Annotated in this window: 17 protein-coding genes; 2 read left to right on the plus strand and 15 right to left on the minus strand. The window is 44.1% G+C overall.

What is annotated here, in order from left to right:
* The 9 genes from ACFFLE_RS02025 to cmk form a co-directional block, all read right to left on the minus strand.
* Window positions 1-492, minus strand: a complete 492-nt coding sequence (locus tag ACFFLE_RS02025; protein WP_380569504.1) for a hypothetical protein — start codon at window positions 490-492, stop codon at window positions 1-3.
* Window positions 493-551: 59 nt separating this feature from the next.
* Window positions 552-824 carry a non-specific DNA-binding protein Hbs gene (hbs, locus tag ACFFLE_RS02030; RefSeq protein WP_031544853.1) on the minus strand — a complete coding sequence of 91 codons (273 nt, stop codon included), beginning with the start codon at window positions 822-824 and terminating at the stop codon, window positions 552-554.
* Between the two features lie 119 nt (window positions 825-943).
* On the minus strand, window positions 944-1,666 hold the full coding sequence (locus tag ACFFLE_RS02035) for a YphF family lipoprotein (protein ID WP_380569505.1): 723 nt from the start codon (window positions 1,664-1,666) through the stop codon (window positions 944-946).
* Window positions 1,659-1,865: a DUF2768 domain-containing protein gene (locus tag ACFFLE_RS02040; protein WP_380569506.1), complete on the minus strand. Its 207-nt coding sequence runs from the start codon at window positions 1,863-1,865 to the stop codon at window positions 1,659-1,661. The genes ACFFLE_RS02035 and ACFFLE_RS02040 overlap by 8 nt, the downstream gene beginning before the upstream one ends.
* Window positions 1,866-1,869: 4 nt before the next feature.
* Window positions 1,870-2,928 carry an NAD(P)H-dependent glycerol-3-phosphate dehydrogenase gene (locus ACFFLE_RS02045; protein WP_380569507.1) on the minus strand — a complete coding sequence of 353 codons (1,059 nt, stop codon included), beginning with the start codon at window positions 2,926-2,928 and terminating at the stop codon, window positions 1,870-1,872.
* A gap of 16 nt (window positions 2,929-2,944) precedes the next feature.
* On the minus strand, window positions 2,945-4,255 hold the full coding sequence (gene der / locus ACFFLE_RS02050) for a ribosome biogenesis GTPase Der (RefSeq protein WP_380569508.1): 1,311 nt from the start codon (window positions 4,253-4,255) through the stop codon (window positions 2,945-2,947).
* A 100-nt stretch (window positions 4,256-4,355) separates the two neighbouring features.
* Window positions 4,356-5,612, minus strand: a complete 1,257-nt coding sequence (gene rpsA, locus ACFFLE_RS02055; RefSeq protein ID WP_380569509.1) for a 30S ribosomal protein S1 — start codon at window positions 5,610-5,612, stop codon at window positions 4,356-4,358.
* A 63-nt stretch (window positions 5,613-5,675) separates the two neighbouring features.
* A complete protein-coding gene (locus tag ACFFLE_RS02060) occupies window positions 5,676-6,260 on the minus strand; it encodes a lysophospholipid acyltransferase family protein (protein WP_380569510.1) in 585 nt (194 codons plus the stop codon).
* A 4-nt stretch (window positions 6,261-6,264) separates the two neighbouring features.
* Complete coding sequence (gene cmk, locus ACFFLE_RS02065; RefSeq protein WP_380569511.1) at window positions 6,265-6,918, minus strand: (d)CMP kinase; 654 nt, start codon at window positions 6,916-6,918, stop codon at window positions 6,265-6,267.
* Window positions 6,919-6,989: 71 nt separating this feature from the next.
* Between cmk and ACFFLE_RS02070 the strand changes: the two genes are divergently transcribed.
* Window positions 6,990-7,955 carry an asparaginase gene (locus ACFFLE_RS02070; protein WP_380569512.1) on the plus strand — a complete coding sequence of 322 codons (966 nt, stop codon included), beginning with the start codon at window positions 6,990-6,992 and terminating at the stop codon, window positions 7,953-7,955.
* Between the two features lie 94 nt (window positions 7,956-8,049).
* Here the strand turns inward: ACFFLE_RS02070 and ACFFLE_RS02075 are convergent, their stop codons facing one another.
* Together ACFFLE_RS02075 and ACFFLE_RS02080 are read right to left on the minus strand one after the other, a co-directional pair.
* Window positions 8,050-9,027, minus strand: coding sequence for a YpdA family putative bacillithiol disulfide reductase (locus ACFFLE_RS02075; RefSeq protein ID WP_380569513.1), 978 nt, complete (start codon window positions 9,025-9,027; stop codon window positions 8,050-8,052).
* 13 nt (window positions 9,028-9,040) lie between these two features.
* Window positions 9,041-10,066 (minus strand): LysM peptidoglycan-binding domain-containing protein, encoded by a 1,026-nt coding sequence (locus ACFFLE_RS02080; protein ID WP_380569514.1) that lies wholly within the window; start codon window positions 10,064-10,066, stop codon window positions 9,041-9,043.
* 218 nt (window positions 10,067-10,284) lie between these two features.
* Here ACFFLE_RS02080 and ACFFLE_RS02085 point away from each other — a divergent pair, with 218 nt between their 5' ends.
* Window positions 10,285-10,509 (plus strand): 4Fe-4S domain-containing protein, encoded by a 225-nt coding sequence (locus ACFFLE_RS02085; protein WP_380569626.1) that lies wholly within the window; start codon window positions 10,285-10,287, stop codon window positions 10,507-10,509.
* A 43-nt stretch (window positions 10,510-10,552) separates the two neighbouring features.
* Here the strand turns inward: ACFFLE_RS02085 and ACFFLE_RS02090 are convergent, their stop codons facing one another.
* From ACFFLE_RS02090 to ccsB, 4 genes are read right to left on the minus strand one after another with little or no spacing between them, the layout of a single operon-like run.
* Window positions 10,553-11,107 carry an ECF transporter S component gene (locus tag ACFFLE_RS02090; RefSeq protein WP_380569515.1) on the minus strand — a complete coding sequence of 185 codons (555 nt, stop codon included), beginning with the start codon at window positions 11,105-11,107 and terminating at the stop codon, window positions 10,553-10,555.
* On the minus strand, window positions 11,107-12,804 hold the full coding sequence (locus tag ACFFLE_RS02095; protein WP_380569516.1) for a HAMP domain-containing sensor histidine kinase: 1,698 nt from the start codon (window positions 12,802-12,804) through the stop codon (window positions 11,107-11,109). Before ACFFLE_RS02095 ends, ACFFLE_RS02090 begins: the two co-directional genes overlap by 1 nt.
* Entirely contained in the window at window positions 12,804-13,511 is a 708-nt protein-coding gene (locus ACFFLE_RS02100; RefSeq protein ID WP_380569517.1) for a response regulator, read from the minus strand. Before ACFFLE_RS02100 ends, ACFFLE_RS02095 begins: the two co-directional genes overlap by 1 nt.
* 18 nt (window positions 13,512-13,529) lie before the next feature.
* Window positions 13,530-14,729 carry a c-type cytochrome biogenesis protein CcsB gene (gene ccsB, locus ACFFLE_RS02105; RefSeq protein ID WP_380569518.1) on the minus strand — a complete coding sequence of 400 codons (1,200 nt, stop codon included), beginning with the start codon at window positions 14,727-14,729 and terminating at the stop codon, window positions 13,530-13,532.
* Window positions 14,730-14,731 lie beyond the last annotated feature (2 nt).

The raw sequence follows: 14,731 nt of genomic DNA on the forward strand, positions 1-14,731 counted from the left end.
TTACTTATGATTTATGTATGGCAATGAAGTGATGTTCAGGTTTTTAATCCGTTCATCAATGACATCATTGAGTGAATCATCCGCATAGCCATGCTTGATCAAGTACAGCATCGGACCATACAGGAGCCATTTAAGCTCTTCAAGTTGAGGACTGGACTCCTTGAGCGCCAATTCTGACTTTGTAGAACTCAAAGACTTCGACATGTTCATCATATCATGGAGCACTTCATATTCCTCATGTTCAGCGAGCTTCAAATAAAATTTACTGAAGAGATAGTCTCCTACGAGCACACCAAGTTCCCTGCTGTCATCAGATGGTGTATCCAGAAAATTGAGTGCAGTATTAAAGAAGAGGACCGCTTCATTCACATGGGGGTTTTGGAAAGTATGAGCATTATCTGAAAAGAAATCGAAGAAGGGATCGTTATGTATATCAAGTATATGTGAATGGTAACCGAGGTCTGATATGAGTTCTTTTCTTAGAGCATCCATGAAAAATATCACCTTATAAATTAATAGACCTAACCATATGTTAGGCCTAAAATAATTAATTATTTTACTGCATCTTTAAGTGCTTTACCTGCTTTGAAAGCTGGAACTTTCGATGCTGCAATTTCAATTTCTTCTCCAGATTGTGGATTGCGTCCTTTTCTTGCAGAACGTTCACGTACTTCGAAGTTACCGAAACCAATCAGTTGTACTTTCTCACCATTTTTAAGTGATTCCTGAATAGTGTCAAATACTGCATCTACAGCAGCACCTGCTTCTTTTTTAGTCAAGTCAGCCTGATCACTGACAGCATTGATCAAATCTGTTTTGTTCATTAGGTCCACCTCCTTATATAACTATAATGATAATGCTCATTATCATTATGTTTTGACTTTAACACAGTGGCCGGGGCACTGCAACGCATTTGGAAGTTTTATGACCAAAAAAAGGCGTATTAATCACCTTTTGACCGGTTTGTCATGAAGATTGGATTATTATTCTCATCAACTGTGATTTCTGGGGAATAGACCGGCACTATGGGTGTGTATTCGTACAACACACTGCGTACATCATCTCCAGTTTCAAAAGAGAGATCATTCTCCTTGATTATTTTTCCGATGTCCTCCCTGTAGTCTACAATGAATTCTTCCCCACCGTTGTAGTAGACATTCAATGCCGCTCCAGTATAAGGGCTTTTTACCGTAGGGTTTGATTCCAAGTTGTAGAATTTCAAATCAAGTGGGTATACATTCGGATCAATCTGTTCATCCAGTTCAACATGTTCCCCCATTGCATTTAACCGCAAACGTAGAGAACGCACCTCCTCAGTGATCCTCAGATCGGCAAGCTTAACTTTCGGGTCGTCCTCAGCGTCTATGACGACATATTGATAGTGTCCGCCCATTTCATAGGAGTTTTCCGGTCGTTTCTCCAGATAATCGGGCACAAGTTTCTCAAAGTCGATTTGGTATTCCAAGTATTCGCGCTGGCCTTCTTTAGTTTTAATGGGCAAAAGGCCTCCAGAATCCTGACTGAATAGATCCACTGCGTTCTGCACCATCTGGATCTGTGTCTCATCAGGCATTTGGCGCTCCGCCTTTTCGGATTCCGGATAAAGGCAACCGGCCATGAATATGGTACTGATGATGATCATCACCAGCATTCTCCATCTATGCATGGGTACTACCCCCCAGTACAGGAATCATCAACAGAAATGCAATGATCAGAAGGGCCCATGCAATCATTGAGACGATGAAACTGAAAATCCCTTGATTCATTTTATACCTTGCTACATAGATGAGGACGGCTGCCAGAGCCATCGCCCCTATTGAATAGAAGGATATCCACATAAGATCCATTCTTGATATATCAAACATTTGATCACTCTCTAGTCCATTCTTTGTTTTGTTTTCCCATAACTTCTTTCAGCTTATCCGTCTCTCCAGTCCTCTCACGAAGCATCAGGGCATAAGTCGCCTCTTCTTCGCTCATTTCTTCAAACAGGAACTGGTAAAGCACTTTTGTTATCGGCATCTCGACTTCATATTCTGCAGCAAGCTCATAAGCGGCACGTGTCGTATTGACGCCTTCAACGACCATGCCCATCTCCTCTTGGGCCTGCTCTACACTCTTGCCTTCCGACAGCATTATGCCACACCTATAGTTTCTGGAGTGCATGCTCGTTGCTGTGACGATGAGATCTCCCATACCAGCAAGCCCTGTAAATGTGAGTGGATCAGCACCCATACGTGTCCCGAGGCGGGCGATCTCCTGAAGTCCGCGTGTGATGACTGCAGCTTTCGCGTTGTCGCCAAACCCCAACCCATGGATGACGCCTATGGAAAGGGCAATGATGTTCTTCAGGGCACCACCGATTTCAACCCCCACCATATCATCATTATCGTAAACTCTGAAATAGCTGTTCATAAAGACATCCTGGACGATTTTAGCATATTCCGGCTGTGCAGATGCCACACTAACGGTCGTAGGTGATCTTTTGGCCACTTCTTCCGCGTGGCTCGGACCACTCATTACGGAAATGTCTTTAACCGTATCAGTAGTGGTTTCTTCAGCAATGACTTTAGACACTCTGAGGTGGGTGCCGAGTTCAAGTCCTTTGGCGACATGCACTATTTGAACTTTCCTACCCAAAGTTTCCAACAGCTTATGCATATCCCGGGTGACAGACCGTATAGCCTTGACAGGGACGGCCAAAACCACCAGTTCCGCATGGGACAGTGCCTCATTTAAATCCACAGTTGCCTTGATGCTTGAAGGGAGTTCTATTTCCTTCAGATATGAAGAATTGGTGTGTTTTGTATTGATTTCTTCGACGACTTCATTGTTCCGGCCATAAATGATGACATCGTGGCCGTTATCTGCAAGCACCAATGATAAACTGGTGCCGAAACTGCCGGTACCGATCAATGAAATTTTCATAAGTCAACCAAACCTCCTAATTTCTTTTTCTGCTGATGATGTGGATTGGGGAACCTGTAAAATCAAAAGCCTTCCTCAGCTGATTCTCCAAATATCTACGATAGCTGAAATGCATCAGTTCTACGTCATTGACGAAAAGCACAAAAGTAGGCGGTCCGACACTGACTTGGGTACCATAGAATATATTCAGTCTGCGGCCTTTATCTGTCGGAGTAGGATTCATGCTCACACTATCTGCCAGCACTTCGTTGAGTGTACTTGATTGCACCCTTTTCTTATGGGAGTCATTAGCCAGTCGAATGAGTGGGAAGAGCGTGGATAACCGCGACCTGTTAAGAGCGGATACAAAAGCCACTGGTGCATAATCAAGGAATTGGAATTCCTGTCTCACCTGATCTTCAAACTTCTTCATAGTCTTATCGTCCTTTTTCACCGCGTCCCATTTATTGACGACGATCAATATGGCGCGCCCCGCTTCATGAGCCAATCCGGCTATGCGCTTATCCTGCTCGATTATGCCCTCTTCCCCATCCAATATGACAAGGACAACATCAGACCTTTCGATGGCACGATTGGCACGAAGAACAGAGTATTTTTCTGTAGCCTCATAAACCTTGCCACGTTTCCTCATTCCGGCAGTGTCGACCAGTTTATAATGTTCTCCATCATAATGGTAGTCGGTGTCGATCGCGTCCCTGGTCGTACCTGCCACATCGGAAACGATGACGCGCTCTTCCCCAAGAATGGCATTCACAAGGCTTGATTTGCCGACGTTCGGCCGCCCTATCAATGAGACCCGGACAGAATCATCTTCGGCCACGTCGGTTTCAATATTCTTGAAGTGCTCTACCGCCTGGTCGAGAACATCCCCCAATCCAAGGCCATGTGAGCCTGAAACCGGATACGGATCGCCGAGACCAAGTTCATAGAACTCGTATATATCACTTCTCATTTCGAAGTTGTCGATTTTATTGACTGCCAAAACAACGGGTTTTTTGGACTGCTGCAAAATGCGGGCTACGAAAAGGTCATCATTCGTGACACCTTCCCTGCCATTGACGATCATCATTATGACGTCTGCCTCTAAAATGGCGATTTCCGCCTGCATTTTAATCTGTTCCTGGAAGGGCTCGTCTTTAATCTCTATCCCTCCCGTATCAATGACGTTGAATTCATAGTTCAACCAGTCGCCTGTAGCATAAAGGCGGTCTCTTGTAACGCCGGGGGTATCTTCAACTATTGCTTTCCTTTCGCCTATTATCCTGTTGAATAATGTGGATTTCCCAACGTTGGGCCTGCCTACTACGGCAATTGTCGGTTTATACATAAGTAACCTCCTATATTTAAGCTTATTTTAACATAAAAATAAAAATAAAGAGCGATGGTATCGCTCTTTATCCGGTCGTATCCAATATTATTTTGAACGTTTAGATATCAAGGTCTTTGAAACGATCTCCGAATACATCACCTAGTGTTGGTGCGTCATCGTCTGTATCGTCACGATAGACTTTTGGTTCAGGATCGCGAGCAGGCTTTTCCGATGTTTCTTTGATGGACAATGAAACTTTTTCGGAATCTTCGTCCAAGGAAAGGATTTTGACTGATACGGTCTGACCTTCTTTTAGGACATCGGAAGGAGTTGCTACGTGTTCGTGGCTGATTTCAGAAACGTGTACGAGACCCTCTACTCCTGGAGTGACTTCTACAAAGGCACCGAAATCGACGAGGCGTTTAACTTCCCCTTCAAGCACTTCCCCTTCTGAATGCTCTTCAATGAAGGAATCGAAAGGACTGGCTTTTGCCTGTTTAAGGGATAGGCTGATCCTTTCTTGCTCAGGATCAACATCGAGTATCTTCACTTGGACTTTGTCGCCGATGTTAACTGCATCTTCGACTTTTTCGACTCTGCTGTAATCCAGCTCAGAAATGTGTGCAAGTCCATCAACATCGCCAAGATTAATGAAGGCGCCGAATGTAGTGATGCGCACTACTTCACCTTCGACGATGCTTCCCGCTTCCAGTGATTCAAGTTGCTTTTGGCGTTCTTCGGCCTTCTCAGCTTCTACGATACGCTTACGGTTTAGGATGACGCGATTCTTTTCAGATTCAATATCTTCAACCTTGACTTCAAGATCCTGCCCTTCGAATTGATCGAGATCTTCAATATAAGCGTCTGACAGAAGAGAAGCCGGTATAAATCCTCTTACTCCCACATCGACGACAAGACCTGCTTTGACGACTTCCATGACTTTCCCGGTGATCGTCTCATCATTGTCTTTGGCATCCTGCAATTTTTCGTAGGCATTCGCCTCATCCAGTTTCCTGATTGAGAAGATGACATTCTTGCGATCTTCTTCGTCTTCCACTTTGATGACGACACCCTCGATAGTGTCTTCTTCAGACACGATTTCTTCAGGGCGTTCAATCCTCTTGTTGGTCAACTGGCTGATTGGTACGATGCCTTCAAAATCAGAATCTTCAATGTGTACTTTGACAAATTTGTCTTCTACTTTGTAGACGGTGCCTTTGACAATATCACCAACTTCAAATGTGCCTGTAGATTCTGTTGTGTTCTCTTCAGGAAGACTGTCTGTTGTTTCTACATTGCCTTCTGTCACTTCGTCCACTTGTGTTTCGTTTACTTCTTCGTTGTTCTCTTGTTCTTTAAAATTATCTGTCGTCATGTGCCTGCCTCCATTACATTACTAAAAAGTATACCTCTAACTTCTTATAAATATCACAATTTGTCAAGTGATTGTCTCTGAAATCAGAAGATTGTTGATATCTTCCCTGAGTATTTCTGTAATCTCCTTACGGTTTTTACCTTGTTCCGTTAGTGCTTTCGTATCGATCGGCTTGCCAAAAATAAGTGTAATCCCTTTTTTTCTGTCATAGTTGCCTTTGATTGCTGCAGGTACGATGGCAGCTCCGGATTTGACCGCCATGAAACTGGCACCCTGTTGAAGGTCTTTCAAAGTGCCGGATTTGTTTCTGCCCCCTTCAGGGAAGATGAGGAGCATATTGCCCTCCTTCAGTTTTTCGACAGATTTCTTCAACGCTGCCCTGTCCCCTTTTCCCCGATCAACTGGAATAGCATTCAAATGGCTGATCAGAAAACCGAGCACAGGTATCTTGAATAATTCAGATTTGGCGAAAAACGACATCTCCCGTTTTACATTTATGGCTATGAGGGGAGGATCGTATTCTGAAGAATGGTTGCTGCATATCAAAACCGGACCTGTAGCAGGAATCCTGTCTTCTCCAATTACCCTTACCTTGAAACGGGAATAATAAAAGCCTTTCACCAAAGTCTTGACTGCATTGTAAAACATATCTTCAACTCCTAATCAGGCCTTCTGCCAACTTTATGATTTTATCCTCAACTTCATCGATGCTCATATGACTGGAATCCAAAAGCACTGCATCTGGTGCCTTGACCAACGGTGAAATCTCCCTGTTCATATCAAGGGCGTCCCGGCGGATGATCTGCTCAGTCAAGGTGCCGATGTCAATCCTGACCCCGCGCGCTTCTTCTTCTTCCAGTCGGCGCTTGGCCCTGATTTCAGCGGAAGCTTTCATATAGACTTTCAACTCAGCCTCGGGCAGAACGGTAGACCCTATGTCCCTTCCATCCATCACCACACCTTTTTCTTCCGCAATTTTCCTCTGCATTGAAACGAGGTAAGAGCGCACCTGGTGCTGACTGGAGACCTCACTGACACGTTGGGTCACTTCCTGGCTGCGGATGTCTTGAGAAACGTCTTCTCCGTTCAGGAATACAGATGTGCCAGAAGCCCCAAACCGTATGTCCACATCCTCCAGGTGATCCAATACTGCATCCCCATGCCTTATGACATGAAGTGTGATGGCGCGGTACATTGCTCCTGTATCGATATATATGTAGCCTAATTTTTTGGCAACGCGTTTTGAAATGGTACTCTTGCCTGCCGCCGCAGGGCCGTCAATTGCGATATTAATTTTATTTTTCATATAAACCCGCCTTGTTCATTGTTCCAGTATATTCTATCATAGATTTATAAATTCGTTTAGGAGGAAGTCATGTGCAGAATAAAATTTTAGCGATACATACTGGCGGCACCATCAGCATGTCATCAACCGATGGCATCGTCACTCAAACTTCTGAAAATCCACTCAAGATGGAAACGGATGGTGCAGGCGCACTTGGCATTGTGCTGGATGAAATCTACCCGGTGCAGAAGCCATCGCCGCATATGACTTTAGAAGATATGATGGTAATCCGTGACATCATCCTGCAGGATGGCGGCAGGCATGATGGGTTCGTCATTACTCACGGCACCGATACATTGGAGGAGACGGCCTACTTTTTAGACCTCACGCTTGATATCGATCAACCTGTGGTCATAACAGGGGCAATGCGATCATCAAATGAAATAGGGTCTGATGGATTATATAATTATATATCAAGTTTGAAGACTGCGATGACCCCGGAATCTGCTTCGAGGGGTGTGCTCGTCGTCTTCAACGATGAAATCCACACAGCTCGTAATGTAACAAAGACTCATACATCAAATATTGCGACATTCCAGAGTCCGAACCACGGTCCCATCGGTTTTTTGACGAAGGATGACATCCACTACCACCATCACATCAACAGGCAAGACCAATTCAATTCCGTCGACTTATGCAAAAAGGTCGCGCTCATCAAAGCCCATGCAGATCTGGACGGTACGTTCTTTAAGGCACTGGTGGATGCCGGATATGATGGGCTGGTTCTGGAAGCACTCGGCCAGGGTAATATTCCGCCAACAGCATTGGAAGGCCTCCAAGCCGCACTTGATGCGGATATCCCGGTCATTCTAGTCTCCCGTTCCTTTAACGGTATCGTCGGAAGCTATTATGACTACGAAGGGGGTGGCCATGACCTGAAACAAAGGGGCGTGATTTTCTCGAATGGGCTGAACGGGCAGAAAGCACGCATAAAATTATTGCTCGCGCTATGTAATGATTATGGCCATGATGCCCTGGAAGAAGTATTCAGACATTGACGGGCAGCATGCTGATATTACAGAAAAAACAACTTGGAAATCCATTGAGTCGGGATCTCCAAGTTGTTTTATTATTGTTCCAACAAATTCTAACCTATCGTTCTGAATGCTGTTTTGCGATTTCATCAGCAATTATTTTACCATGGAATCGGCCGTTTTCTATAAAGATCGTATTTGCGTCATTACCAGCTGCTATGACACCGGCAATATATAAATTTGGAATGTTCGTTTCCATGGTGTTCGGGTCATGGTTAGGAGCAGTACCATATTCATTCTCATTCAACTCAACGCCAAATGAGCTCAGGAAGCGATAGTCTGGGTGATAACCGATCATCGCAAAGACGAAGTCGTTGGGCAGTTCGAATGTCTCACCATTCTTCTCAAGAACCACGCTCTGATCTTTGATGTCCACTACTTCAGTACTGAAATGCATGTCGATCTTGTCATTCTTAACGAGAGAATCGAATTGTGGTAAAATCCATGGCTTTACACTTTTCGAATACGCCCCGCGCCGATAGACGACAGTGACATCAGCACCTGCCTTCTCGAGTTCGATGGCAGCGTCCACACTCGAATTCTTTCCACCGATCACAAGTACTTTTTGATTGAAGAATGGATGGGCCTCTTTGAAATAATGAAACACTTTTTCTTTACCCTCGCCGGGCACATCCAGATGGTTCGGTTGCCCATAATATCCTGTGGCGACGATGAGATGATTACATGCATACTGTCCTTTGGAGGTCTCAAGAATGAACTGTTCTCCAGATTTACGTCCTGAAGTTACCTCTTCATAAGTATTGATCTTCAAATTGAAGTGTTTAACTGCTTCCCGATAATAGACAAGTGCCTGATTCCGGTGTGGTTTATGCTGCTCGGTAATAAATGGGAAGTCCCCGATTGACAGCTTTTCACTGGAAGAAAAGAATGTTTGATGTGTCGGATAGTTGTAGATCGCCTCAACGACATTCCCTTTCTCTATCACCAGATACTCCATGTCCTGCTTATGCAGCTCTATGGCTGCAGAAAGGCCACAAGGCCCAGCTCCTATAATGATTGTATCTATCTGTTTCATGTTCTACACCTTTCTATTCAGGTATCGTCAGTTCCTGCCCGACCGACAATTCTCTATGATCATTGATGCCATTGGCCTCGAGAATTTTATCTATATTCTCTTTACTGTTGTCGCCATAAAATCTAAGTGCAATGCGGTACAGGTTATCATTGGGCCTCACTGTATAAGTACCGATTGAACCTGCTTGCCCCTGATCAGTCTCCTGTGTCGATTCCTCGACGGAAGATTGTTCCTCCCCAGTTTCCTGCGTCGCTTCTTCAGGCTGCTCGCCAGACTCCTCTTCCAATGGTGTCACCGGGCTGTCTGGGGTGTCGCTGGCATCCCCCGATTTTTTTTCTTCTATTGCTGCCTCAGCGGCGTCATTGAGTTCAGACTGCTGTTCCTCTGAGTAGGAGAAGTCCGAAGTGCCTGTACCCAAGTCATTGTTCTTTTCTTCACTTCGTCCATCATCTTCCCCTTTTTGGGCTTGTGCAATCTCTTTTTCTTTTTGTGCCTTTTTCTCTTCCAATTCCTTACGTGCCTCAGGTGCAGCCTCTTCGCTGTTTTCTTCTGATTGATCAGCTATCTGGGTCGACGGGTCATCAGGCCAGAAGTTGCTTGTGATCATAATGCCGAGGGCAATGGTTATGGGTAGTATGAAGACACCAGCAACAATGATGGGCCATAGGCGACGGTTATTATGCCCATCCTCATCTTGCTTTTTATTTTTGGGGACATTTGGACGTTTTCTCTTCAATTCCCCAAATTTCTTTTTAGAGACATTGATTTCATCTCTGAATCTTTCTTTGTAGGAAGAAAATTTATCTAGGAAGAATGTTTTCTGTTTGTCTATACTTTCGCGGTTGATGTAGCTGCCGATAGTTTTTCCAAGCGGTTGCCGTTTGGTTTTCCCATCGGTTTTATCCTTTTGTTTATGACGCTCAGCCCGACTCAATCGGGGCGCATCCTTTTTTTCATTATGCCCATTTTCGTGCTTTTCGTCCTTCTTTTCATCGGGGGTCCGCTTATGGTTTATATCTTTATAGAAATCGTCTTTCATATACATTCTCCTCAGAACTTCAATATTTCTCAATGTAAGTATAATATGTTTTCATTTTAATTTAAAGAGGCGGTCTGTGGCCTAATACGACCATGGTTGTATTATTAGGGCAGATATTTAATTTAATTGAAATATGGCGTAATTAGAATTAGAATGATAAAGAATGAATCGGTTAAGAGGTGAAAGTGTTGAGCGGGAAAAAATATACTATTGTAGATATGGATACTTGTATCGCATGTGGTGCATGTGGCGCGGCAGCACCTGATATATATGACTACGATGATGACGGCATCGCCTATGTCATCTTGGATGACAATAAAGGGACAGCAGTGGTTCCGGAAGAGTTGCTTGAAGATATGGAAGATGCCTTTGACGGATGCCCGACGGATTCCATAAAAGTTGAAGATGAACCATTTGATGGCGATCCTTTGAAATATGAATGATGATATTTAAATCACCTTGATCGGACCGATCAAGGTGATTTTTTCATTTTCTCAGTTTGGGAATCACTTTCGTATACACCAGATAGGCCACAAGGCCAACCAGTATACCTTTTATGATATTGAATGGAATGATTCCGGCAGTAATGATTGCACGTATATTCTCTATAAGATCACGCTGATCGATAATCAGGCCGTACGTGGGCAGCAGGACGAAATAATTCAACACAGCCATGGCCACTGTCAATGTAGTAATCCCTAAAACGAACCCTAGAATCAATGATTTTCTGGTCTTATATTTACTGTAGACGAAATATACGGGGAGCAAAAGTGAAAATGAGGCGAGAAGATTTGCTAAAGGGCCGATCGGCTCACTGGCCATGAGCAGTCCATACAATATAATCTTCATCAAAATCACAAGAGATCCTGCAACACCTCCAAAAAGCATGAAGCCTATGAAAGCAGGGATATCAGAAAAATCCACAGTCAGAAAAGGCGGTATAAGGGGTATCGGAAACTGTACAAGCATGAGTATGAAGGATAGGGCTGCTAGGATACTTATGATGATTAGCTTCTCCAGACGCGACCTTCTCATTTTCATCAATCCTCTCCAATAGTTTTTGGTAGTGTGATCCGGAATGTAGTGCCTGACCCGAATCTACTTTCCAGTTCAATGATGCCTCTATGCCTTTCAATGATACTTTTGACGATATAGAGACCCAACCCGGTACCATGCTGACCCCTGGTCCGCGATTCATCAACCTTATAGAAACGTTCGAAGATTCTAGCCTGATGCTCCGGTTTGATTCCTGTACCTGTGTCCCGGACCTCGATCGTCACTGAATGTGGCGATGACGATACATCCACGGTGATCTCATCTCCCGTTGAAGTATAGCGGATGGCATTGTCCAGGAGATTGGTCATCACTTGACTCAATTTATCGTAATCAAATTGGAAAATCAGCGGTCCGTCCAATGAATTCACCGAGAACTCTATGCCGTTTTCATTCATCTCATGTCTGAAGCGGCTTTTTAGCTTTTCAAGCAACAGATTAAAGTCGTTATCCATGATGTCGAAGAAATCGGAACGACTGTCCATGCGGGCTATTGTAATCAATTCATTGACCATCGTATTCATGCGATCTGATTCATCTTTGATGATGCCGATCATTTCCTTGATCTCATGCGGCTCTGTCACAATGTCGTCGAGGAGCGCCTCGGAATAGCCGCTCAACATGACCATCGGGGTTTTGAGTTCATGTGATACGTTGGCAATGAATTCAGAGCGCATTTTCTCAGCGCCCACTTCTTCAGTTATATCCCGTATGAGGAGTATCACTCCATACACTGTCTCCCCCTCTTTCACCGGGGTGTACGATAGTTGGAAATGACGGTGTTGCAGTTCTACCCTTTCGATGGTCGATTCACGCTTATCTGCCACTTCCTTGATGGCATCGTTGAAGCGTATGCTGCCCGATTCCGTACTCTGGAATATATGATTCATTTCATTTCCCTTATGGTTGCTGTAGATCAATTCTGCGCTACGGTTAAAGTATAATACACCTTCATTCATATAGGTGAATATTTGTTCGCGCAAATTTTTCTCATGGGTGATTTCCGATACATTATGTCTGATGTCATCGTTCATTTTATTAAAAGCAAGCGTAAGCTCGCCCAATTCATCGCGGCTTTTGACTTGAAGTTTATTATAGTCCCCCTTCGCTGTTCTGAATGCTGCATTCTTCAGGTTTATAAGCGGTCTTGTCAATCGGTTTATCAGAAAGAAGGCGAATAGGGTGGTGATGATGAACAGTACGAAAGCACTTGCAATGATTATGGTAGTCACTGCACGCATCGATTCATTGATGTCCTCCAGATCGCGGTATTTCAGAATAGCTGTATCTTTGTCAAAATAATCACTGAGATTGGAGACCTTGACCATATAATCATGGCCGTATATATCATTTAGGATGACTGTGCTTCCTTCACCTTCTTTATCAATCGTCTCCCGGAAGATCAATTCATCAGTGGCGGATTCTTCTGATAGGACAGTCCCATCCATATAGATGATGAGATTATCTTCCCTGAATAGTATTTCATCCGGATTATCGACATAATGTTCAGTCAGCACCATTTCTTCAACTCGTGACACTTCCTCCTGAAGGAGTGTTTCAGTGGAATTCAATACATAATTACGGAAATAGAGGCTCAATATGATGGATAATAAAATTAAAACTGTCGTTACTATCAGAATGATAGTCAACCACAGTTTTGTAACAACGCTATTAATGAACTTCATCAGTCGTTAACCTCGAATTTATAACCGATGCCCCATACAGTATGAATCATATTGCTTGCTTCTGGAGAGACTTTGTTGAGCTTTTCACGCAATCTCTTCACATGTGTATCGACAGTCCTGAGGTCACCGTAGAAATCGTAGTGCCATACTTCCCTTAATAATTCTTCCCTGTCGAAGACTTTATCGGGGCTGCGTGCCAGGAACAGCAGCAATTCATACTCTTTCGGCGTCAAGTTTATTTTTTCATCATCGGCCAGTACCCTATGGGCATCATTGTCAATCACAAGATGATTGTAGATGATGACATCTTTCGCGGTGGCATCAGCTTCTATGAAAGCTGTCTCAGATGAGCGGCGGAGGAGTGCCTTGACACGTAAGACAACCTCACGTGGGGAAAAAGGTTTGACGATGTAATCATCTGCCCCAACCTCAAACCCTTCAACCCGGTTATTTTCTTCACCTTTTGCGGTCAACATGATGATAGGTGTAGATTTTTGGGTCCTAAGACGTTTAGCCACTTCAATGCCATCCATTTTAGGCATCATGAGGTCCAGAAGGACGCAGTTAAAATCCTGTTCCATTGCAATTTCAAGAGCCTCTTCGCCGTCTTCGGCTTCAACAATCTCATATCCCTCGCGCACAAGGTACATATTGAGGAGCTTTCTGATGCGCTCCTCATCATCTACTACGAGAATTCTTTCAGTCATACAACCCCTCTTTCCATTTTATGCATAAGAGTGTAGTCCTGCTACAAGTAAGTTGATTGCAATCAGGTTGAAGAGTATCAGCAGGAAACCGATGATCGCAAGCCATGCGGATTTTTCCCCTTCGTATCCCCTATTCAATCTGAGGTGCAGGAATATCGTATAGAACATGAAGGTGATGAAAGCCCATGTTTCCTTAGGATCCCAACCCCAGAATCTGCTCCAGGCAATCTGTGCCCAAATGGCAGCGAAGAATATGCCGCCGAGGGCGAAGACTGGGAAGCCGATGATTACTGAACGGTAGCCAATTTCATCCATCAAATTCAGATCCGCTTTACTGGACCATGGCTTCAAAGCTGCAATTATGCGTTTCCTTAAAATCAGACGTACGATACCGTAGACGATCGTCCCCAGAATCACTGACCAGATTACAGTATTGAGTTTCTGTGAATCAATGATCGGCGGTAAATTGAGGCCGCTATGGAAATGTTCTGCTTCTTCATAATTATTATCCCCGACATTTTCGACCGCCACGGCACCTTCAAAATTAACCAGGCTCGGAAGATGGTACTCTGCCACTTGCGTCTGGCCCTGCTTATCTTGATAGATGAAGTCGTCTTGATAACCAATCACGTTCTGCATGATTAGTGTAGTTGCTATAAAAGTGACGACGATGACAATACCTGCCATAACAGCTTCAAGGAACCTTGCCCGCCACGACTTCTCAGTTGCCGGAACAGCTTTTAAGAGGTAGATCAGTCCAGCTACTGCACTCATGGATAGTATACCATAGGCCAAGGTGACTGTGATGACATGGATTGCAAGCCAACTACTCTGAAGTGCAGGTATAAGCGGCTCAACTTCCCTTGAGAACATACTGCCATAGGCCGTCAGAAGTAAGGATACCGGTAGTGCGAAAAGCCCGAATAAAGTGCTTCTGAAGTAGTAGTAGGTGATCAAATATCCTGCAATGAGCATGATTGCAAACATTGTAATGAATTCATACATATTTGATACTGGGGCGTGCCCTTGTGCAACCCATCTCAATATAAAATAGGACAGTTGCATAACAAAACCTATGACGACCATTATAAGAGCGATCTTTTCTGGCTTTTTGGATTTCGACTTGATGCTTGCTCCCAGAGGCAGCAATGCCACCAGATAAAGCAGAAAAGCCGCATACAGCAATGTGCTGCTTAATGTAACTAATTGAGATGCCATAA

Source organism: Salinicoccus siamensis, from assembly GCF_042429615.1.
Classification (GTDB): Bacteria; Bacillota; Bacilli; order Staphylococcales; family Salinicoccaceae; genus Salinicoccus; species Salinicoccus siamensis.